The organism is Sphingomonas sp. (genome assembly GCF_041661825.1).
Taxonomy (GTDB): domain Bacteria; phylum Pseudomonadota; class Alphaproteobacteria; order Sphingomonadales; family Sphingomonadaceae; genus Sphingomonas.
In genome coordinates, this window is the sequence record NZ_JBAZTU010000003.1 from 360534 (window position 1) to 382563 (window position 22030).

At 62.6% G+C, this 22030-nt stretch carries 21 protein-coding genes; 8 read left to right on the plus strand and 13 right to left on the minus strand.

What is annotated here, in order from left to right; translation table 11 throughout:
- Nucleotides 1-36: 36 nt before the first annotated feature.
- Nucleotides 37-501, plus strand: coding sequence for a thioredoxin TrxC (gene trxC / locus WC729_RS14565; protein ID WP_372853977.1), 465 nt, complete (start codon nt 37-39; stop codon nt 499-501).
- Between the two features lie 64 nt (nt 502-565).
- On the opposite strand, the gene WC729_RS14570 is transcribed toward trxC, so the two are convergent.
- From WC729_RS14570 to WC729_RS14585, 4 genes are all read right to left on the minus strand, one after another.
- Nucleotides 566-898 (minus strand): hypothetical protein, encoded by a 333-nt coding sequence (locus WC729_RS14570; RefSeq protein WP_372853979.1) that lies wholly within the window; start codon nt 896-898, stop codon nt 566-568.
- A gap of 185 nt (nt 899-1083) precedes the next feature.
- On the minus strand, nt 1084-1674 hold the full coding sequence (locus WC729_RS14575; protein WP_372853981.1) for a uracil-DNA glycosylase family protein: 591 nt from the start codon (nt 1672-1674) through the stop codon (nt 1084-1086).
- A 19-nt stretch (nt 1675-1693) separates the two neighbouring features.
- Entirely contained in the window at nt 1694-2959 is a 1266-nt protein-coding gene (locus WC729_RS14580) for an acetyl-CoA C-acyltransferase (RefSeq protein ID WP_372853983.1), read from the minus strand.
- A gap of 102 nt (nt 2960-3061) precedes the next feature.
- Nucleotides 3062-6133, minus strand: a complete 3072-nt coding sequence (locus WC729_RS14585; RefSeq protein ID WP_372853985.1) for a two-component regulator propeller domain-containing protein — start codon at nt 6131-6133, stop codon at nt 3062-3064.
- A gap of 549 nt (nt 6134-6682) precedes the next feature.
- On the opposite strand from WC729_RS14585, the gene WC729_RS14590 reads away from it, so the two are divergent.
- On the plus strand, nt 6683-7684 hold the full coding sequence (locus tag WC729_RS14590) for an NAD-dependent epimerase/dehydratase family protein (RefSeq protein WP_372853987.1): 1002 nt from the start codon (nt 6683-6685) through the stop codon (nt 7682-7684).
- Nucleotides 7677-8558 carry a LysR family transcriptional regulator gene (locus WC729_RS14595; RefSeq protein WP_372853989.1) on the plus strand — a complete coding sequence of 294 codons (882 nt, stop codon included), beginning with the start codon at nt 7677-7679 and terminating at the stop codon, nt 8556-8558. Before WC729_RS14590 ends, WC729_RS14595 begins: the two co-directional genes overlap by 8 nt.
- Before the next feature lie 36 nt (nt 8559-8594).
- Here the strand turns inward: WC729_RS14595 and WC729_RS14600 are convergent, their stop codons facing one another.
- The 9 genes from WC729_RS14600 to WC729_RS14640 form a co-directional block, all read right to left on the minus strand.
- Nucleotides 8595-9104: a DoxX family membrane protein gene (locus WC729_RS14600; protein WP_372853991.1), complete on the minus strand. Its 510-nt coding sequence runs from the start codon at nt 9102-9104 to the stop codon at nt 8595-8597.
- Nucleotides 9105-9380: 276 nt separating this feature from the next.
- Complete coding sequence (locus WC729_RS14605) at nt 9381-9821, minus strand: GNAT family N-acetyltransferase (RefSeq protein ID WP_372853993.1); 441 nt, start codon at nt 9819-9821, stop codon at nt 9381-9383.
- A gap of 318 nt (nt 9822-10139) precedes the next feature.
- Complete coding sequence (locus WC729_RS14610; protein WP_372853995.1) at nt 10140-10700, minus strand: GAF domain-containing protein; 561 nt, start codon at nt 10698-10700, stop codon at nt 10140-10142.
- Nucleotides 10701-10769: 69 nt separating this feature from the next.
- A complete protein-coding gene (locus tag WC729_RS14615; protein ID WP_372853997.1) occupies nt 10770-12146 on the minus strand; it encodes a lactonase family protein in 1377 nt (458 codons plus the stop codon).
- Between the two features lie 195 nt (nt 12147-12341).
- Nucleotides 12342-13013: an RES family NAD+ phosphorylase gene (locus WC729_RS14620; RefSeq protein ID WP_372853999.1), complete on the minus strand. Its 672-nt coding sequence runs from the start codon at nt 13011-13013 to the stop codon at nt 12342-12344.
- Nucleotides 13013-13792, minus strand: a complete 780-nt coding sequence (locus tag WC729_RS14625; protein WP_372854001.1) for a hypothetical protein — start codon at nt 13790-13792, stop codon at nt 13013-13015. The genes WC729_RS14620 and WC729_RS14625 overlap by 1 nt, the downstream gene beginning before the upstream one ends.
- 206 nt (nt 13793-13998) lie before the next feature.
- Nucleotides 13999-15219, minus strand: coding sequence for a hypothetical protein (locus tag WC729_RS14630; protein WP_372854003.1), 1221 nt, complete (start codon nt 15217-15219; stop codon nt 13999-14001).
- Nucleotides 15220-15347: 128 nt separating this feature from the next.
- Nucleotides 15348-15620, minus strand: a complete 273-nt coding sequence (locus tag WC729_RS14635; protein ID WP_372854005.1) for a hypothetical protein — start codon at nt 15618-15620, stop codon at nt 15348-15350.
- On the minus strand, nt 15617-15919 hold the full coding sequence (locus WC729_RS14640) for a hypothetical protein (protein WP_372854007.1): 303 nt from the start codon (nt 15917-15919) through the stop codon (nt 15617-15619). The genes WC729_RS14635 and WC729_RS14640 overlap by 4 nt, the downstream gene beginning before the upstream one ends.
- Nucleotides 15920-16154: 235 nt before the next feature.
- Here WC729_RS14640 and WC729_RS14645 point away from each other — a divergent pair, with 235 nt between their 5' ends.
- From WC729_RS14645 to WC729_RS14665, 5 genes are all read left to right on the plus strand, one after another.
- A complete protein-coding gene (locus WC729_RS14645; RefSeq protein ID WP_372854009.1) occupies nt 16155-16775 on the plus strand; it encodes a response regulator in 621 nt (206 codons plus the stop codon).
- Nucleotides 16776-16908: 133 nt separating this feature from the next.
- Complete coding sequence (locus WC729_RS14650) at nt 16909-19956, plus strand: two-component regulator propeller domain-containing protein (RefSeq protein ID WP_372854011.1); 3048 nt, start codon at nt 16909-16911, stop codon at nt 19954-19956.
- A 358-nt stretch (nt 19957-20314) separates the two neighbouring features.
- Nucleotides 20315-20548 carry a hypothetical protein gene (locus WC729_RS14655; protein ID WP_372854013.1) on the plus strand — a complete coding sequence of 78 codons (234 nt, stop codon included), beginning with the start codon at nt 20315-20317 and terminating at the stop codon, nt 20546-20548.
- 5 nt (nt 20549-20553) lie between these two features.
- Nucleotides 20554-21246 (plus strand): sensor histidine kinase, encoded by a 693-nt coding sequence (locus WC729_RS14660; RefSeq protein WP_372854015.1) that lies wholly within the window; start codon nt 20554-20556, stop codon nt 21244-21246.
- Nucleotides 21246-21863 carry a sigma-70 family RNA polymerase sigma factor gene (locus tag WC729_RS14665; protein WP_372854017.1) on the plus strand — a complete coding sequence of 206 codons (618 nt, stop codon included), beginning with the start codon at nt 21246-21248 and terminating at the stop codon, nt 21861-21863. Before WC729_RS14660 ends, WC729_RS14665 begins: the two co-directional genes overlap by 1 nt.
- The last annotated feature ends 167 nt before the right edge of the window (nt 21864-22030 follow it).

The following is a 22030-nucleotide window of genomic DNA, read 5'->3' on the forward strand; positions in this document are numbered from 1 at the left end:
CCGGCGAGTTGGTGGGAAGAGGATGGAGGTGTTTCGATGACGAACAGGGATTGCAGAATGGTTGGCTGCGCCGCATGCGGCGCCACGAACCGCGTGCCGGCGGCGAAGGCCGAGGCCGACGCGAAATGCGGACGGTGCGGAATCGCCTTGCTGAGCGGCGAGCCAGGGGTCCTCACGTCCGCAAATTTCACGGCGCTGGCCGAACGCTCCGATATCCCCGTCCTCGTCGATTTTTGGGCTCCTTGGTGCGGACCTTGCCGACAGATGGCACCCGCTTTTTCGGCAGCGGCTGGACAGCTCAAGCCAGCCCTGAGATTGGCCAAGCTCAACACGGAGGCAGAGCAGGGCCTCGCCGCGCGGTTTGGCATCCGGTCCATCCCGACACTGATGATCCTCCACAAGGGCCGGGAAATAGCTCGGCAATCGGGGGCGATGCCGACCACGGCGATCGTCGCCTGGGCGCAACAAGCGCTATCCCACAGGGGTTTCACCAGCCTCTGATCGCCGCGAACGGTTGGGGGCGTCGGCGATCCGGGGATTCCGGGCTCAAGGCTCTCGGCCGCTATTACGGCGAAGATCGCGGACGTGGCATCACGACGGTGCAGTCCGGCGCGTCGGCTTCGACCGCCAATGCGGCCAACCCCAATTCGACACGTAACGCGTAGCGGCGGGCGAGCTCCAAATGGACCCGCCGGCAACATCCATCGGCAGCACGATCCGCCGCGCTCAATTCCTGCAGCTGCCGACCCCGATAATAGGCGATATCCGTATCGAGCGTCGCGACCGCGAGCGTCGCGACCTCTTCATATCGTTCGTCGAGGCTGGGCGAGAAAATCCCGTGGTCGCCAAGCGTCCGGAGCCTCGTCTCGTCGTTGATTTGCCAACTGCCAGCAGCCATCGATGCCTCCATATGCTCGTCGGTTATCTCGGCTATCCACCGGGCCGGGTTACATTCAGAGGCCGTGCTATGCGATGAAGCGATCAGCATAGATCCGGCGACAATCGGAGGCCGCGGCTCGGTTCCGTCTGCCAGCGTTCCCGCGCGCCGTGGGGCTCGCGCCCGGCTCGGCTCCGATCCGCTTGCTAAGCTCGATCGAGTTGCCGCCGGACCGCTGCGCGCAGCTTTGGCAGCAGTTCCGCCTCGAACCAGGGATTGCGCTTCTGCCAACCTTTGCTGCGCCACGACGGATGCGGCGTCGGAAAGACAATCGGGGCGAACCGCTCGAAAGCGCGGACACGATCCGTGAGGGTCGCGCCGGCGTCCTTGGAAAGATACCGTTGCTGCGCGTACGATCCGACCAGAAGCGTAAGGCGGTCCGCGGGAAGGAGCTCGAGGATACGCTCATGCCAGCGAGGCGCGCACTCGGGGCGCGGCGGAGCATCGCCACCGGCCGCTTTTCCCGGATAGCAGAACCCCATCGGCACCAGCGCTACCTTGGCCGGGTCGTAGAATTCCTGGCTGTCGATTCCGGTCCATTCGCGCAGTCGATCGCCACTGTCATCCTGCCAGGGAACGCCGCTTGCGTGCACCTTGGTGCCCGGCGCCTGGCCGATGATCAGAATCCGCGACGAGGCACTGAACTGCACCACCGGACGGGGACCAAGCGGTAGGTGCGGCACACAGAAGGTGCAGGCCGAAATCTCGCGTAACAGGCTGGCAGCGTCATCGATCATGGCTCGGGTTTCCGTTCGATCAAACCCGCTCGAGCAAGGCGACCGTTCCCTGGCCGCCATCGGCGCAGACGCTGATGATCGTGCGCGATCCGACGGGCATCGGCCAAAGTTCCTTTACCGCCTGGCTCAAGTCGCGCGCGCCGGTCGCACCGAACGGGTGGCCGATCGCGACCGAACCGCCATTGGGATTGACGCGATCCCACGGGAAGGGTCCGAAATCGGCATCGATACCGATCTTGGTCCGGATCCAGTCGGGGCGCTCGATAGCGGCGACGTTTGCCAGCAGCTGGGCGGCAAAGGCTTCGTGGATTTCCCAGAGGTCGATGTCGTCGAACCGCAGGCCATGGCGGGCGAGCAGGCGGGGAATGGCATAGGAGGGCGCCATCAGCAGCCCCTCGCTATGGTGGTCGACCGCCGCGATCTCGTAATCGACCAGGCGCAGATAGGGCGTGTTCGCCGGCAGCCGAGCGAGGCCGGCTTCGTTTGCGATCCAGCATCCGGCAGCGCCGTCCGTGATCGGCGACGAATTGCCGGCCGTCAGCGTTCCCATGCCGCTCGTCTTGTCGAAGGCGGGCTTGAGCGCGGCGAGCTTCTCGGCCGATGTGTCGGCGCGCGGATTGGAGTCCCGCTCGAGCTCGGGCAGCTTGATGACCAGATCGGCGAAGAACCCGCTATCCCACCCGGCGAGGGCGTGTTGGTGGCTCTTGAGCGCCCAACCGTCCTGCGCCTCGCGACTGATGTGCCACTCCTTCGCGGTCTCTTCCATATGGTCGCCCATCGTGCGGCCGGTGATGCGGTTGGCCCATCCCTTGATCGGGAGGACATAGTCCTGCGGCTCCAGCGCCTTGAGCGCAGCGAGAGCTGCGGCGGGGTCGTGTCCGAACAGGTCGGTCAACCGCTTCGATGCGTCGGACGTCAGCGCGATCGGCGGACGGCTCATCACCTCCGCGCCCCCGACCATGGTAAGATCGACGCCGCCGCCGAGCATGCCGGCCGCGGCAAACCCCGCGGTCATGCTGGTCGAACAGGCCAGCACGACAGAGAAGGCAGGGACGTTGGGGTTGAGCTTGGCGTCGAGCCAGATCTCGCGCGCGATATTACTCCAACCGAGGTTGGGGATCACGCTTCCCCAGACAACGAGGTCCGGTTCGGCATGTTCGGCCATCGCCTGGACGACCGGAACGGACAGGCTGATCGCGTCATAATTGGCGAGCGCGCCGCCGCCGCGTCCGAACGGCGTGCGCAGGCCTGCAGCGACAAAGATTGGGTGGGGGAATCGGTGCATCGCTGCTCTCTTCTCTTATGATGGTCATGCCGACGAGATCGAATGCCTTGCTCGGGCGTCGCGGCCTCACTGCAGTGGTACACGCGCGTGAGGGCCATCCAGTTACGTTACAGGCGGAAACGATCGCCCGCTCTCGCGCTTCCGCCAATTAGGGCGAAAACTACGCGATGAGGCGTAGGCAGAGCGGCCGGAAAGCGAGACGCGAATATCCGCGCCTGACCCCGGATCGCTATCGACCGCGAACACCGCCCCGATCCGGGTTGCCCGTTCGCGCATGCCGGGTAATCCATAGTGCCCCGGCATTGCGCCGGACGCCAGGACCTCCGGGGGCAGCCCGGTGCCATCATCGCGAATGCTGATGGCGAAACGACGAGGATTGAAGTCGATACGGACCTGGACGAGCGATCCCGACGAATGCGCATAAGCATTTCGGATCGCCTCTTCGCCGATGCGCTGAACCTCCTGATGCACGAGTGGATGTAGCGTCCGTTGAACGCCTGTTACCGCCAGTTCGAAGCGTTTTGAAAGCGCATTTGGCATCGACGCTGACACCGCAAGGAAGGCCTTGGCCAAGTCTCCCTCGGCCGTTTGCGCTCTGACCTCCCGCACGCGATCGCGTCCTTCGACGAGAACAGCTTCCGCCTGATCGAGGGCGTGCTCCATTTCTTTTCGCGCTGACGTGCCCGCATCGAGACGGTTCGCGACCGACTGCACGCGAAGGATCAGCGCCTGGATGCCTTGCAGCAGGGTATCGTGCAATTCGCGGGCGATCCTCTCGCGCTCGGCGAGCCGTAGCTCCAGCGCCTTGCGAAGGCGGCCCGTGATCTGCTGTAGCCGAACGAGATAGGCGATCCAGAGGAGCAGCCCGACGAGGAACGCGCACATGATTTTGAAGGCGTTCGATTGAAGGAAGGTTGGAGGTATCGTGAACTCAAGGGTCGCGCCCTCCCGGTTCCAGACGCCATTGTCGTTGGCGGCGATCACGCGAAAGCGGTAGGTCCCCGGCCTGAGATTGTTGAAAAACGCTTCCCGTCGCATTCCGGGATCGATCCAATCTGAGTCAACGCCCTCAAGCTTGTACAACACCTGGACACGCTTCGGGATTGCGAGGCTGAGCGCCGCGAAATCGATCTCACCCCTCGATGTACCGGCGGGAAATACGAGTTTCGCGGGGTCGCGATACAGCATGTTCCCGACTTTGACTGACGAGATCACGACGGACGGCATGACGCGATTCTGCCAAAAGACACGCGGATCGAGCCGGACGACCCCTGCAGCCGTTGCAAACCAGAAGCGACCATCGCCGCCTCGCGCTGCGGTGCCGTACGCTGCCGGAATCCCGGAAGCGGGGAGCCCATCTTGCTCATCGAGCAACATCGTCGGGAGCGGCGCACGCGAATCCGAAAACGCCCTGTCGAGTGCGTCTGTCCGGATGCGCACGATGCCTTTTAGAGTCATCAGCCAGGTCACGCCGTCTGGCGACAATATGAGGCCCGATGTCAAGGCAAGCCGTGGATAGCGATCGGCAGAAAGAAAATCGACGTGCCGCCCACGGATGCGCGCTAATCCGTAGACTCCGCCCACGATGAAGTCATTTTTCCTAGCGTAGCCGGAGTGGAGCGAATTCAGCGCATTGCCCGACTTGACTCGCAGCAACGAAAAGGACGGGCTCATTGATGCTAAACCGCTTGGGTTATATAGACCCACCGCAGCGCTGCCGGACCGCCTAAGTATCACGCTGCCATGCATACCAACCGGCAGCGGAAAGCTTTCCCAGTTCCTTCCTGTCCATCGAGCCCGCGCTGTCGAGCCATTTATCCATAAGGCACCGTTCTGATCTGGCGCACAATAATTGATCGGCGCATCCGGTTCGCTCGACGGAGGGAGCGGCAGATAGGACCAGTGGTTGTGTTGGAAGTGCGCGACCTCGCCCGTGGAAAAGATCCACAGGCTGCGATCCAAACCTTCGCAGATTGCGTCTGGGTCTTTCTTGGTCTTCAGGATGAGTTCCGGCCGACCGCCAGGACGGATGCGATACACGCTACCGCGCTGTCCGATATAGACCGTTCCGTCAGCTCCGGAAAACATCGGAAAACCCCGGACCCCCGGATCAATGAGCTCTGGTTCGGTCACGAGATTTACAGGTCGAAAGCGCTCGAGTGAGGTCGCTGTCCCAACCCAGATATTGCCCTCGCGGTCTGCGAGCATGGCGCTAACGGTTTTTGATGCCAAGCCGTCCTTTTCGAGATAATAATCGATGTCGCCGGACGTCGAAAAAAGGGCTCCGCGCGGATCGGGTTTTGTCACCCGGAATATGCCGTCAGCGCCGCTCTTTCCCCAAAAGTTGCCGTCCCGGTCGAACATCGTGACAGTATCTATTGGGAAGCCCGGCGTACGATAATTTTGGCGTCCAGGAAGCTTGGTGTTTCGTGGGAAGATCACCCTGCTTCCATCCGTGTCCGACAACCAGACACGCCCGGCCTGATCTTCCGTAATCCCCCCTCTAGCCTTTTGGTGATCAAGGAATCTTTCGAATCTGTTTGCTCCCGGCCGAAGGATGGAAATAACGCTGTCCTGGTCGACCCACAGTGTCCCGTCCCGGGTGGTGATGAGGCGTGCAACTTCGAGATGTGGCAGAGCCTCGTTGGGACTGAAGTCCCAGCGACCGTGGACGTATCGAGCAATACGCTGAATTGTAGACGTGAAAGCAGCCCAGATCGTGCCGTCGGGCGTCTCGCTCAGCCTCAAGACAGTGTGACTGACCAGGCCCGTGTCGCGTAGAACGCCGTTCCGATACACGGCCACGCCTCCGGTCTGATAGCCGACCCAGATTGCGCCATCGCGGGCCACCAGCAACTGGCCAATCATATCGATGCGGTTCGGAATTTTTTTCTCCGGCTCGATTTTTTCGAAGCGGATCCCATCAAATCTGAAAAGCCCGTCGCGAGCGCCGATCCAAAGATAGCCATCTTTGCCTTGAACCATTGCAAATATCGGTGCCGGCACGTCGTCGTCGATGGTCCAACGGGTGTGCTTGTATTGCGATATGCGCAGTGACGGCATCTGTGCGTGAGCCCAGCCGACGCACATCAACGCTGCGAAGGTGGCGACGATCGAGCTTAAAATGCGTAATGCGCGAGCGTTGATGCCGATGATGTGGGCCGCTGGCGCCACGGCCCTGCGCTTTCTGCTCGGATGAATGGCATCGAGGCCGTTTGGGTATAGCTCGGTGACGCAATCGCCCACAATTCCACTCCATACGCCACCTGACCGGAGAAGCCGGCGACTTCAAACCGCGGTCATGTCGACCGCCACAACCCCGTGCACGATGGCGTAACCGGGTCGATCGGCCGAACGGTTACGGGGGAGGGGCGCTAAAAGGATCCGGGCCGAGCACTGGGATGCTGCGGAGCGACCGTCCTGGCGTGAGTTTCGCTCGCCGGCCGGTTAAAGGTACAAAGAAATTCCGAGGACTTGGTGCTTTATCAGGCCTTCCCGGCGAGGCACTGTCTACCGTTCGAAAAAAGGCGCCGCGCGACCGACACGGGCGCTCGCGGCCAAGCAAATGGACAGATCGATGCTGGCACGACCGGGATATAATCAGATTGCACCAAACGGCGCGAACGCGTTTGGAGCGAGCTACAGCTCTGTCGCCGAGTGCGCCCTGCCTGCCGGCCTGATCGAGCCGGCCTACCTTCGCATCTCGGAGATCAAGAAGGGCCCTTGGCGGCGAGCACAAACCAATGCGGATCCGAATTGCGCGCGTCCGTCGCGCCTCGAAGGAGCTTTCCAATGAAAATCTTTGTCGCTGGCGCCACCGGGGCGGTCGGCCTGCCCCTGGTTCGTCAGCTGTGCACGCTCGGCCATCGGGTCGTGGGGATGACGCGTGGCGGCACCGGTGTCGATCGCTTGCGAGAACTCGGCGCCGGCGTTTCGACGGCTGACGCCTTCGACCGCCAAGCCGTGCGCCAGGCGATCGCCGACGCTGCTCCCGATGCCGTGATCGATCAACTCACCTGGTTGCCGGCCAATCCCGCGGACATCATCAAGGCGATGCCGGACGACACCCGGCTCCACAAGGAAGGCGGCGCCAATCTGCTCGCGGCCGCGGAGGAACTGGGCGTCGACCGCTTCATCATGCAGTCGCGAGCATTCTTCCTCCAGGCTCGGCCGGGGCAGCTCGGAGATGAGACGGCCCGCTTTCGCGATGATGCACCCGGCCCGGTGGGTGAGAGCGCACGAGTGTTGGAGGAGTATGAGGACAAGGTTTTGGCCTCGAACGCGCTGAACGGCGTCGTGTTGCGCTATGGGTTCTTTTACGGCCCTGGCACCTGGTACCGGCCGGGTGGCGCGGTCGCCGAACAGGCGCGGAAGGGCGAGGCGAGTATCATCGGCGATGGCCCGGCGGTGTGGTCGTTCGTCCACATCGATGACGCGGTCGCTGCAACGGTCGCGGCGCTCGGCACGGGTAGCGGCATCTACAATATTGTCGATGACGACCCTCTATCCGTCTCCGAGTGGATGCCGGCGTTCGCCCGCTGGGTCGATGCGCCTGCGCCCGCACGCATTTCCGTGAACGACGCGCTCGCGGTCGCGGGCGAGGAGGCGGTCTACTACCACACCAAACTGACCGGAGCATCGAATGCCCGCGCGAAGGCGAGCCTCGGCTTCTCGCCGCGCCGGCTGCTTTGGGCATCGATCGACAAATCGAAGAGCGATGCGTGATCGACTGACGGCGCTGAAACTGTTTGCCCGTGTAGCGCACATGGGCAACTTCTCGGCCGCCGGGCGTGAACTCGGTCTTTCTCAGCCTTCGGCCTCACGCCTGATCGCCGCCCTGGAGACCGACCTCGGCGCGATGCTGTTTGTGCGGACCACGCGAGCGGTCTCGTTGACGGAGGCTGGAGCAACCTATTTGACGCGGGTTGAACAGCTTCTCGCCGGCCTCGACGAAGCCGACCACGAAGTGCGCGGCACAGGAGAGCTGAAAGGGATGCTCCGCGTCGGTACGCCGATAAGCTTTGCCCTCAGGGAAATCATTCCGCGGCTTGGCGTGTTTATGAGGCGACATCCGGCGCTTAAGATCGAGCTTCGAGCGACTGATCGATACCCGGAGCTCGTGACCGAAGGCATCGACGTATCGTTTCAGTTCGGCGCGCAGCCAGACTCGAGTGCGACCGCTCGCCGGCTCATTCAACAGCGGAAGATACTCGTCGCGTCCCCAGAATATTTACGGCGGCACGGGATGCCGGAAGCGCCATTGGCGCTGGAGCATCACTCGGTGATCAACAGTCCAGCCCACCCCTCGCCGACTTTCTCGTTCCGCCAGTGCGAGCACCACATCACCGTACGCCCGCGGAACCGCTTGGCCATCACCATCAACGAAGGCGCCATAGCGAGCGCTGTCGCTGGACTTGGGATCGCCGCCTCAAGCGAAACAAGCGCGCGAACGGAACTGGAGGCCGGACGGCTTGTGCGAGTGCTTGGTGACTGGGATTTCGGCTCGATCGAAGTGAACGCTTTGTTCGTGAACGGGAGGGCCGTCAAACCAGCCGCGCGGGCGTTTACCGACTATCTCATCGGTGAATTTCGACGCTGAATCGCACTTGCCCCATGGCTCCCGTCCAAGATGGAATCACACCAAAGAGTCGATGCTCCATCGCTTCGAACCGGCCAAGCCGAGGAAGAGAGCGCAGCACATCGCGCCGAAGACGGAATAGTCGAAGGGCGCCTTGATTCCGAGCGAGATTGCCATCGCCGAACCGTATACGAGGAGCATGCCCGCTGTGCCGAAAGCAGCCCATCGCAGAGCAAGTCCCAGTATCAACGTTACGCCGAGAAGCAGTTCCACCGCGCTCGCGGCAGTGCCGAGATAAGGCACCATCCAAGAAGGCGCGAACGAATTTACTTCGGCCGTATAGGCCAGGAAACGCTCGAACGTTCCCCACGAAACCCCGCGGTCACCTGGTTTCCCATACAGTCCGAGCCGGTCGCATACCGACAAGACGAACGATATTCCCAGCGCGAGGCGGCTGGCGAGCGAAAGGAGATCGAGGATGGCTTCTCGACCTGCGGATTGAAGGGGAAGGATCGGCTCGCCGCGCGAGCTGCGCACGATATCGCCCAGCGTTACAGATTTGAGCATGTCCGAGATTCCTATAGAAAGGAGTGAGCCGGGCTCACCTGCGCGGGCCGGTACGATTGGTTCGTTGGCGGCCGCTTGGTGGTTGGCCGTCTGCGCAACATCGCTGAATCGGGCTCCGAGCAGTAGTATCACGAAGCAAATATGACCTATTCGGGGGGAGCATGAATCGAAGCTGCCGCTACCCTCACGGATAGTTGATCGGCGCGCTTTTGGCCGGTGGTGTGCGAAACGGACCTCCGCCGTCGTGAATGCGGCGCATCCTCGCGCGGCGTCGTCTCATTGCGCGGATAACCGCTTTCGATAGCCCTCTTGATAGGGTGGTCCATCGAGGTCGCCGGCGGGGTCCGCCTTGTAGCCGCAGGAGACATAAAGGAGCGCCTGTCGCGCTATGCCCCGGCGGGCATGTAAGCAGATTTCGGTCGCTCCTGCTGCCATTGCCTGCTCCTCAGCGAAGTCGATCAGCGCCGTCGCAATGCCGTGACCTTGCGCGCGCGGATCTACGGCAAGCAATCGCAAGTCCCACGCTCCGTCCAGCCATGCTTCGCAATGGGGGGAGGGGGGCGTGAGCGTGATCGTGCCAACGATTTCTCCATTCGCTTCGTAGAGGAAGGACGTGGCGAATGCGCGGCGGGCTGCCTGGTCGCTCAGATAGGCTCGCCGCGCCTGGGACATCTCGATACCCATCGACGCATAAAGATGCTCAAAAGTGTCGATCAAGAGGCGGACTATCGACGCATCGTCCGCAGGATCGGCACGCCGTAACTTTGCGACAAGCGGAGGGCTGGCGTTCGATGTCGTGTTTTCTCGCATTCGGAAATTGTCCTTTCTAACCCCAGTGACGGACGACAATTTTGGACAGGGCTTCTGAGCCGCGGGAACGGCAAGGACCTGCCGAATATGGCCCGGTTGAAAACCGCCGCTCTCACTGGCGGGCGCTCGGCTCCGCGGTTGCGCGCTGAACCGTCGAACAACCGGTCGCACGATGCTTCCGGGCTGCTGTTTCCCCGTTCGCATGAGCCGACGGCAACCCTGCTTTCAGGCGTATGGATCGGGTAATGGCGATAGCGACTGCTGTACGCAGGCGCCCGGCGGCATGAACAAAAGTGAGGCGCAAGCCGCGAGGCCGGATAATAAAGCTGAATCGAGAAAACAGATACCGTCGGGGCGTGGACGTTGATCCATCACCGCGAGCGTCCCGATCGATTGTCCGCCGACGATGATGGGCACACCAGCATAGAAGCGCAGGTTCGGATAATCGAGGACACACGAGAGGTCCTGCGTCCGGCTGTCCCTGCCGAGGTCGCTTATCACGAGCCTGTCGCTCCCATCCAGCCGATGAAGGCGCACCAGATGCTCTATCGCGCTTCCTGCCAGTCGGGAGGCAACGCCGCTATTGTAACAGGGGGCGTCCCGGCCGAAAATACTGATGAAAGCGATCGGCATGTCGATCATCTCCGCGGCCTTCGCGGTCAACCTGGTCAACCGAACGTTCGAAGGCGCGCCGGAGCAGGAGAGGGCTGCTGGCCGCTCCGGTCCCGGCCTTTCGTCCCCTCGACCGGGCGTTGCCGTCACCGTTCGAATGCCAATCGCGTTCATAGCGGCAATCCCGAATCTAGCATGTCGGCGGCTTCGCGGTGCCCGCGCCGGGCACCGCAAAGCTCCTCCTTACAGATCATATTGGGCGATCCCGCCCAGGTCGTAGACACCGGCCTGGCCGACGGATGCCTTCGTTGCGTCGATTGTATATTGGCCCTTGTAGGTGGGCGTGCCGTCCGAACCGACGTCGTACAGGTTGATGGAGTAGGATGAGAAGGAGCCGAGCCAATACATGTGGCGGCCATCGCGCGAGATGGTCACGTCCTTTGAATCGCTATCGGGCGCAAATCCGCTGCCGCGCGTCACGAGCGGCCGACGCTCGATCACGCGGCCTGTCTTGGGGTCCAGTTTGAACGGCGTGATGACGTTCGAGACGTAGCTCACGACATAGAGCATGTCCTTCTTCGGACTGAGCACAGTCCAGCAGGCTTCGTCGATGTCCTTCGGCGCCGTCGCCCCGGTCGCGAAGTTGGCGACCTTGGTGACCTTGCCGGGTCCGTCACGGAGCACCGTCAAGCCGTTGGCGCCCTTGGCGTTGATGATCGAGAAGTTGGAGACATAGAGCGTTTTCGCCCCCGGGCCCCATTCGAGACCGACCGAGCCGGAGATGCCCGGTTCCTCGAAGAAGCGCCGCCTGCTGACCGCACCAGCGGCGAAATCATAGACATAGACCCGGCTCGGATGCATTTCCGACAACAGCGGGTCGCTGGTCAGGAAATGCGGAATCCCCCAGGTCGAGACGACGAGCTTCTTGCCATCCGGGCTGAACGAGATCTGGGCCGTGCCGCCATTTTCACGTGGATAGGTGTCGAGCGTTCGCACGAAGGTTAGCGCGCTGGCCGCTTCGTCGAGCTGGAAAAGCACGATCGAGCGATCCTTGTCCGACGGATGGGATTTGCTGAGATCGCCCTTCAGAAACGCATCGCTCGGCAGCCGTTGCAGCTTCGCGCCTTCGTAGATGACGGTCGGCTGATCCCATTGGTTGCCGACCGCCACCCAGTATTTGCCAGGCTTGCCGGCGACCGGCGTGGCGCTGATCGAAACGGGTTTTTTGCCATGCGATCCGACATTGGCAACGAAGGAGAGATTGCCGGTCGGCCGGTCGATCCGGAAGAGCGACACCATATCGGCGCCGACATTGGCTGTCAGAAGAAAGTTGCCGACCACCTGTGTCTGGCCTTGCGCGTCATAATCGCCGAGCGCCGGGGCAAGGTGATTGGCACCCCCTCGGACCCCGGTCGAAAAGGTCTTCTCATCGCCGAGGGTTCCGTCGTCGTAGCGCGCCAGCCGGACGACCTCGTTGATCCCTTCTCCGTTGGTAGTCGTATAGAGATAGCCGACGACCCGTTTCTCGCTTGCCGAAGACGCTAGAACCGGCCGAGAAGCGCCAAGCATCGAGCCGATCGTCATCGCCACCGCGACAGCGGCGATGGCCCGTCTGTTCATTACCTTGCCCAATCCGTTCATGATATCACACTCCCAAGAGGTTGCCGTGACTTCAGCCGGAGCCTGGGTCTCGCTTAGGGCATCCTCGCCGGGAGAATGGGCGACGTTACACTGCCACTGATCGGTGGATGGGTTCTGCGTGTGTGCCGTTGGGGCCGAAAGCCACAGGCAGGCGGTATTTCCGCGATCGGCCGCTCAGACGTCGACGTAATCGATCGAAAGGGAGTCGGCGAGCCTGTGGATCTCGTCGTGACACGCCGGCTCGGCGACCGCGCGCTTGTGCAACGCTTCGAGGATATTCGCCGGCGTACGATCGCCGAACAGGACCACCGCGAATTCCGGCCCATATTGATAGGAGCTGTAGAACAGGCCTTGCGCGTTGGGGCACGTGGCATGGATACGCTCTGCCCAGCTACGCGTGATCGTGTACGTGCTCCTCGGGCCGGCCAGCAGCGCATTGGCATTGACCCCGATCTTGCGCTGATCCTTGGCCTGGAGGCTCACGAGATTGAGGTCGGCCGTGGTGCGGACGCGGCTGTGAGCGTGGCTACGATAATCGTACGGATGGACGATATCGCGCGCGGCGACGGTCGCGCGATTGCGTTGAGGTGTGTCCGGGCACCGCAGGATGATCTCACAGGTAGCGCATTCGAACGTTTGCGCCGCGTAGATCGTCGGGATGATGTCGCCGGCTTGATTCCGGATCGGCGAGAAGCGCGCGTTTCCCTTGTCCGTGCCATTGAAATCGGTTGGGCCGAAGGCATCCGAGTGAATGCGATGCAGTTCGGACCCGGCGTTCAGCAGATGATATTCTTCCTTCCCGATCTTCATGCTGGTCGGGAGCGGAATCTTGGTGCTGAAGCGCATCAGCCATGGACCTCCGGTTCGATCTCGCGCTCGAAGGCCGCGATCACGGCCTCGGGATCACTTCCGAGCGCTGCGGCAGGCGTGTCGTCAAAGTCCAGATGTGGGCGGGTCAGCCAATGCAGCACCCGGAAATCGCTCCAATGCTCGGGCGTCTCGGCGATGATCCGGCTCAGCACCGGGTAGATGCGGCGACCCTCTACGTCGAACTGGAGGAGCGGATAGGCAGCCCGTCCATCGACCGTGAAGCGGAGCAGCTCGCGCTTCTCGACCTTCCGCTTCATCGTCGCCGACGGATTGGCGCCCGAGAGACCGAGCAGCTCGCAGGCCTCGGCCTGGTCCGCCATCTGCGTGCTCGCGAGAATGCGCTCCTGAAGGCGGGCGCGATTGAGCGCGGCCTTGAGCTGCGCATCGTCGCCCTTGGCGAGATTCTCCCGGAGCATCACGCGATACTCTGAGACGAGCTTGTCGAACTCGGTCGACAGTGCATTGCTCAGGAAACGCTCAGCCACCTTCTCCAATATTGCGACGAGAAGCTTGGCCGTGGCCTCGGACGGCTTTTTGCCGGGTCCTTTGGCGGCAGCCTTTGGCGCGACGGCCAAGAGCGCGTCCTTGAGGATGACGAGATTGCCCGAATCCTGCCCGATCGAGAAATCGACCGTGATGCTGCCATTGTCGATAGCGGCCGCGGCGAGCCGTTGCGAGGCGTAGAAGGTCCGCCGCTTGCCACGCCCAGCCGCGTCGGCGGACGACTCCTTGTCGATCGGGGAGGCGGTGGCCATTAGAGCGATCCTAGTATTGCTATCTGGTGGACTCCATATAGCACATCTAGTGTAAAATACGAGTCTGATGCAGCGGACCGTTCGTGGATCGGGGCGAACTCCGCGTGGCTTGCTTTCGGTGTCTTACGCCGCGAGCTCCAGCGCAGATTCCGCATCGTTCGCGCGATATGGGCGCGAACGATGCGGATCCGGCGATCGGATTGACGTCAGTTAACGCGGTACACCACTGGGCAGTTAACGACGAAACCGACCGGCTTGGGCGGGCCACCCGCGATGCTTTCGATGATGCCGCGTTCACCGGCATCCTCGATCGCGATCGCGTCGGTCATCTTGGTACGGTAGCCCTTGCGGATGGCCTCGTCGGTCCATTTGACCGGGAACACGCGCCACATCGGGCTATAGTCGAGATTGATCGTCGGGATACCGCCCAGCACGTTCAAGGGGCCGTGGCTTCCCGCGTCGCTGAGAGCGCTGTTGATGCCCTGGCGGAACGGGTTGTCGATCCCCGTCGGGCCATTGACGAAGGTATAGAGGCGCTCGGCGGCTTCACCGGGCGAGGCGTCCTCGAGCGCGAACGGCAGGTCGCTGAGCGCCGGCGCGTACGTCGCGGTTTCGAGCGTTGCGACGGTCTGGTCGTTCGCCTCGGTCGAGATATAGAAGATCGGCTTTCCGAAGGTGTAGCCGAGCGTCAGCTTGATCGTGACGGTGCCGTCGCGCGGACAGATCGCGACCACCTTGTCGTGCACCAGATGATGATCGACGTTGCCGCTGCACATCGTGTCCAGCTTCTGCTCGGACACGTTGAACGCCATCATCGGCATGTTGAACACCGCGTTCTTGCCGTTGTCGAAGCGAACCAGCGGCGAATAGTCGGCGTTGCCGACCGAACCCGGCTGGGCTGCCTTGGGAGGGAAGGGGTTCGGCGCAGCTCCCGGCGTGATCTTCCATTCGGGCGAGAAATCGACTCGTCCCGACGCGAATACGATCGTTCCGTCTTTTTCGATATGCGCTTCGCGGACCGCTTTGCCGGTGAGCCCGTAGGCGAGTTTCGGGGAATAGGGCACGCCGTGGAGCTTCGAGAGATTCTCGTCGGTCGTGTCGGTCAGGATAGACCAGACGGTCTCACCTGACGCGAGCCGACCGCGACGGAGCGGCAGGGTGACCGTGCCCGCTTCGAGGTCGACACGCGCGGACTTCATCAGCAAGACCGGGCCGAGGAACGCCTCGTTGACGTCGGACGGCGCCGGCTCGGCGGTGATCACCTTCTGGTCCGGATAGATCGACTTGGGCGCGGGCCGGATCTCCGACAGCGGCTTCCCTTCGATGCCGCGATTGACCACCTGGGCCAGGGTGGGTGACGTCGAAAACGGGAGTGCGATCGCGCTAGCGATCGCAAGGCGCCCTGCGCGGGCGAGCATGGTATTCATACGAGGGGTCTCCGTGTTAGGCACCGTGATCATGTGCAGTTAGAAGATCGACGGGCGGGCCGAGGCCCGACGTCGGACAGCTGTCGCGATTCCCAGCTTCAGGTAGGCTCGGCGTATCGATCCTGTGGTTACAGCTGCCCCGCGGGAGCAGCAGATGCGGGAGGAAGAGCACGCACGATCTCCCGATCGGCGCCGATGGCTGCTTCAAGGAGATCGGAAATATAGAGGGCTCCTGCGCGGCTGCGGCCGGCGGCCCGACGAAGTCCCGGCCCGTCGCCGCGCTCGGCTTCGACCCAGTTGAAGGTCGCCGATATCGGCGCCCGCTCAGCGCAAGAGGCGCGATCCGGTGTGGTGAGCTTGCCGCGTTCACGGTGATGCTTCAGGCGCAGCTGCCAGTTCATGCGCGATCGCGCCATGCGGAGAAGCGGGTGCGAATGACCAGCTCATCGAGCGAACAAGCACCCGCTCCCAGGAGCAAGAGCGCAATAGCGTCCGCTGCAATCGACATGAGAGCGATCAGGTCGTTGTGATCCTCGACAATAATCAGGACGATGCTTGCGGCGGCGGCACTGCGCGTGAAGAAGCCCGAGCCGATCAGGCACCCCAACATCGCGGCGGTCACTGAAACCGGGGTTGAGACGCCGTCGGAAGCCAGGGATAAAATGGCGAGCGTGATCGTCAGGGACAGCCTCAGGATCACTGATGCTGTGTCGCTTGCGAACGATCGGTATCTGCGGGGAGGGCGCGCCATCGATGGAGAATGCCCCGGCTCACACCATAGCCGTGACACTCTGCCGATGGGCGATCCGATAGCCCAGATGGGTGAGTGAAGTCCGTCGCTGCGGGTCGCATTGAATTCGCAGCATGAGACTTGGTGGCTTGTAACCACTGAACGGGTCGTTCCGTGAGAGATGCCGTGGATTGGGTAGGGCTTCATGGCTGCGATACGGATTCTGGTTGTCGACGACCATGCGATGCTGAGAGAGGGCATCGTCGCTCTTCTTGGGTCGGAGACCGATATCGAGATCGTTGGCGAAGCCTCGGATGGCGTGGAAGCCGTCGAGCGCTACGATCTGTTGCGACCCGACATCATGCTCCTCGACATGCAGATGCCCCGGCAGGACGGCGAAGCGACGATCCGGATCGTTCGCGAACGGCACCCGAAAGCCAGGATAGTTGTCCTCACCACTTATGACGGAGACGTGCAGGCGTCCCGCGCGCTGAAGGCGGGGGCCTCGGGCTATCTGCTCAAAAGCAGTCTGCGCCGCGAGCTCCTCGATACGATCCGCGAGGTCCACGCCGGAAGGCGACGCGTTCTTGCCGAGATTGCGCAGGAGATCGCACTGCACGCCGGTGAAGAGCCGCTCAGCGAACGCGAACTAGACGTCCTTCGCTGCGTCGCCATCGGCTCGGCGAACAAGGAGATCGCCCGCACCCTTTCGATTGCCGAAGACACGGTGAAAAGCCACCTCAGGAGCATTTTCTTCAAACTCGACGTGAAGGATCGGACGGAAGCAGTGGTCCAGGCGGCTCGCCGCCGGATCATTGAGCTATGACGCACCGACAATGGGAACACCGAGTTTGAGCCCCGGTCACGCCCAAAGGAGCCTTATCCTTGGGATGATAGCGGGATGGGCCAGATTGGTCGGCAGATTTTGTGTCCCATCCCGCCGGTTCATCCATACGCTCATGTTCGTTGTCGGAGCGCTTGCGGCAGGGCCTGTCGCGGCACTCGATCCGCAGCGAATGGTCACCCAATACACGCACCGGGTCTGGACCATCGGCTTCGACGGGCTGGGCAGCTCTGCGCTGTCGATCACCCAGTCTCCCGACGGTTATCTGTTGTTTGGGGCCCAGGACGGCATTTACCGTTTCAACGGAGAACGTTTTCAGCGCTGGCAGCCATGGGCGCGCACGCCGCGTTCGATCCGTTTCGTCAATAGCATGCTATTCGCTCGCGACGGCTCGCTTTACCTTTCGCTGCGTGACGGTTTGGCGCGCTACCGGGACGGGAAACTCTTCTTCTTCAAGGAGCAACTGATCGAGCCGTCTCTCTTTGAAGACGCGCGCAACACAATCTGGATCGGCTACCTCGGATATGAAGGAGGCCATAACGAGATCTGCCATGTCGATGGGGATCGGGTCATTTGCCGCGGCACTGCGGACGGCGCCCTATGCAGCTACGGCCTCGACGCCGCGCCCAGTCCTCAAGGGGGCGTCCTGTCGTTCGGCAAGGAAGGAGTTTGTCGTCTCTCGAGATCCGGTCGTGAAAGCCGCCTCGATTATCCCGGCGGTCGGTCGATGGGATATGCGCGCGTCACGTGGGACCGCGCGGGACGTGTCTACGCGATGCTGCGTAGCACCAACCAGGACTTCAATCTCGAAACCGATGGGCTGGGGTGGAAGCCCATTTCGAGTTCGCAGAAGATCGAGGATGGGCGGACCTTTTTCAAGGATCGTGAGGGTGCGCTATGGATTGGAACATATCACTCTGGTCTGTGGCGGGTCGTCAACGGCAAGGCGGAGCACTTTACCCACGCCGACGGACTTTCCAGCAATAACATAGCCTCGATCTTCGAGGATCGCGAAGGATCGATCTGGGTCGCGACGACCCAGGGCATCGATCAATTCCGCGCCCCGCGCATCGTCCGCTTCGCCGCGCAAGAAGGCTTGTCCGGCGACCGCCCGGCCAATCTTTTCGTCACAACGTCCGGCGACCTATGGGTCCCCAACGTCAACGGCGTCGATGCGTTTCGCGCCGGACACCTCCTCACTCCAGCCCCACGCGGGTCATCGCGACCAGTTGTCCTCTCGCTCGCTCAGGACAGCCATGGTCGAACCTGGTCGCTCGTCGGCGGCGTGGGGGTCTTTTACGGGAACGAACGGACGCCGGTTCGGAACGATCAGCTCGTGCCATTGCAATATCCGAAGGACCTGGCCGCAACCCCGGACGGAAGCGTGTGGACAGGAAGCATCCGCAAAGACCGGGCGGCACGCGAAGGCACGCTTGTGCAGATGCGGGCGGGCCGGGTCGTTGCCGCGTTTCCCACCCCTGAATCCGTCGATCGCGCGGAAATCCACAAACTGGCTTCCGATGGCGGCATCGGGGTTTGGGTAGGTCTCGAAAATCACGGCGCGCTTATTTTTCGAAACGGTCGCTTCTCCTCGCTGGCGCTCCCGGCGAACACGAATGTTGAGGGAATCGCGCCGATCAAACCCGGCTCTGCCTGGATGTCGACGATGGACGGGCTTTACTATGTGACGACGCGCGGCGCCGCGCGGCGCATCGGGGTGGCAGATGGCCTGCCCTGCGAGGCCTTTCCGGGCGTGACCGCGACGTCGACGGGCGATCTCTGGCTGAAATCCGACTGCGGATTGCTCCATATCGCCCGCCGCGAGCTTGACCGGTTCATGAACAACGAAAGCGCGAGGCTTCGCGCGGATCAAATTGACGCCGCCGACGGCGCTCCAATCGACGAATTCTCCAACCATCCTGTCGAGACGCCGGATGGCAGAATCTGGTTTTCCAATTTCACCGCCCTGTTCATGGTGGATTCCGGGGCCGGTAGCGCACCTGGACGACCGATTCCTGCTTTCGTCGACGATATCCTCGCCGATGGCAAAAGCCTCCTTGCAACAAAAGGTCGTCGTTCGCCGACGCGACCGCGGCGGATCGAAATCAACTTTTCCGGAACGGACTTCGACCGGCCTGATCGTCTCGAGTTCCGCTATGAACTGTCCCGCGGAAGGCAGCTTTGGCGTGGCGAGACCAAGGGGAGAAGCGTCTCTTTCACCGATCTTGGTCCGGGACGCTATCGTTTCATGGTGGTTGCCTGCGAGAACGGCATTCGCTGCAGTCGCACACCGGCGGCCCAGACGTTCGACATCCCGCCGACCTTCGTCCAGACCTGGATGTTCAAAGTCGCGATGGCCTTCCTGGCGGCCTTCGCCGCCTGGGCCGCTTATAGGATCTGGCTCCGGCAGGTAACCATCGATGTCCAGCGCCGCACCGAAGCCCGGCTGGGCGAACGCGAGCGGATCGCACGCGATCTCCACGACACGCTGCTGCAAGGGTTCCAGGGGCTGTTGCTGCGCATCCAGGGCGTCGCGAACAGTCTTCCGCGAGAAGATCACCTTCGAGCCGGACTGGAAGGCGCGCTCAACAGGGGGGAGCAGATCATCGTCGAGGGCCGCGATCGCGTTCGCGAGCTTCGGGTCGACGAGAACGGGCTGCCCGAGATCCTGCGGAAGTTCGTCGACGATGCATCATTGGACTGTGACGTCGAGATCGACCTGGAAATCGAGGGGATCCCGCGCGATCTCCGCGGCGGAATTGCGACGGAAATAGGCCAGATCGCCCGCGAGGCCTTGTCGAACGCGTGCCGTCACGCCGATGCATCTCGAATAGTGCTTACCGTCGAGTTCGGCCCCCGTCAGTTGAGCGTGCGGATCGCTGATGACGGCAAGGGAATGAGCACGCAGCGCTCGCACCCCGATGCCACCGCTCATTTTGGGCTCAGCGGAATGCGGGAACGTGCCGAGCGGCTGAAAGCATCCTTGGCGATCGACAGCGCGCCCGGGAGAGGCACCGAAATATCGCTCTCTCTTTCGTCGAGCGTCGCCTATTCGCCCAATTCGGGTGCCATGGCGGGGCTGCTGGACCGTGCCGGGGATTTGTTCGACCGGACGTGGAGCAGGCTGCAGAAGCGCTCGTCCGACATGGAACCCTCCCCATAAGCACGGACTCGCTGACGTCATTGAACCGACTTCGAGCCGTAGTGACGTGAGATCCTGGACGGATCGCAGCGGGTGATCTCCGCGCGGACAGACCGTTCGGCTCAAGATCATGCCCATCAACCTGCACCGCGCTGCGCTTGGGCTGATGCGGGACGCCGCAGGTAGGAACTGTCCATCACCCATCAGGGTGATCGCAACTTCCACCACTCGGACGTCACGACGCGGGTCGGGCGATGTCAGTTTCCTGTCATGGCCCGCTACCCTTACGGAAACCGGCATTCTTCGATCGGCATCGCAGCGGTAACGCAGCGCGCGTCGCTCGGAGGCTCCAGCGATCATATCGATATGCTCGGGCATCATGTCCGCGCCGCGGGTGATCGCGGCTTCCGCGGTAGCGGTCCAGATCGCACTCGGTCCGTCCTCCTCGCGCGCCTCGCGCGCCGGGATGCGGCCCGCGGTGCTGCTCGGTCGCCGCAACACGAGCGCGGCCTTCCTCCTCGCGAGCGGCGCGACGGCGCTCGCGTTCATTGGCGCCGGCGCCTGGTCCTTCGATTGGATCGTCCGCGATCGGCGCGCCCACGATTGGAGCTAACGATCATGACCCCGATTCATTCGGCGAAGCCCCTTGCGCCCGAGGCGTCCTCGGAGCTCCTGTTGCGCGAACAATTTCATCGGTTTTCGAACAGCTTCCAGACCATTGCTTCGCTTGTCCGGCAATGCACCCGCCAGGCCGGCGGGCTCGATACCGCGCAGATGGTCGGAGCGCTCGAAGAGCGGCTGCATGCGTTGGCGACACTGCATCGCCTTCTCGCGACAGGTTTCGAGATGCGCGATTTCGCAGGCCATGTCAGCGCGATCGCTCGCGAGCTCGTGCGCTCGTTCGGACGAACCGACGCCGTCATCCTGCGGATCGACCGTTTCTGGCTTCCCGAGGCGCACAGGTTCCGTCTCGCCCTGATCGTCAACGAGTTGGTCACCAATGTGCTCAAACACAGCCTGTGCGACTGCGCAGCGGGCCTGATCGAGATATCGGCCCGCACGAATGGCCGGGTCGTCATGCTGACGGTCGCCGACAGCAACCGCAGCCCGCTCGACAGCGGACGCCTTCTCCCGTCGCCGATCGTCTCCGGACTTGCAGAAAGCATCGGCGGCGTCGCGGACGTCGTCGACCAGAATGGTTATGCGGTGCGGGTCGTCGTGCCCTGGGACGACCACGCGCCCCGGGTGATTGAAGGGGTCTGGTCACCGACAGCGGCGCTGCGCGCGGCACCTGCAGGAGCGCCCTGCTGATGGCCACGCAGTTTCGGCAAAGCGCGCCTGGAATCGTCAGCAAGACTCCTGAGCAGGGAGCCCCGGTTCGGCCATCCACCCGCGATGCGACGGGCAACGTCTTCGATCGGTGGCAAACATTGATCATCGCGGATCGCGCGGGGGATACGGCCGCCTACGACATCTTCCTGACCGAGCTGAGGGATTGGCTAACACGCTATTTCCGTCGACGAATGCGTGATGGGGGTGTCGAAGATGCGGTGCAGGAGACGCTCATTGCTGTTTTCCTGGGGCGCTACACCTATTCCACCGAAGACACGCTCGGGCCGTGGTTGCTGACCATCGCCTATCGGAAATGGGTGGATTCGGTACGTCGCCGCACCCGCGTGACATTCGTCCCGCTCGACGAGACACATTGTGTCGACGATGATGGCGACGCGGTCATGAGCGCGGTCGTGATCGAGGACTGCCTCGCGACGCTCAAGCGCCCGCAGCGCGACGCCATCGTCTATCGCATGATCGACGGGTTCAGCGTCTCGGATACTGCCAACATGACCGGGCAATCGGAATCACTGGTCAAGGTGAATGTCTATCGCGGTCTTCGGCGCCTTGCGGCGACCCTCGCGGCAATTGGGTAATCTCTCCGCCAGCAATGCAAAAGCCGAGAGATCGCCGGCTTCCTGGTCGGGCCTTGGGATCGCGTCAGTCGGGCCCTGTGAAGCCAGCGCTCGACACGAGGACCGGCTACAATCGCCGCCGAGCGCGCGGGCAGGAGGCGAGCCTGTTGTAACCGCGGCGGTCCGCC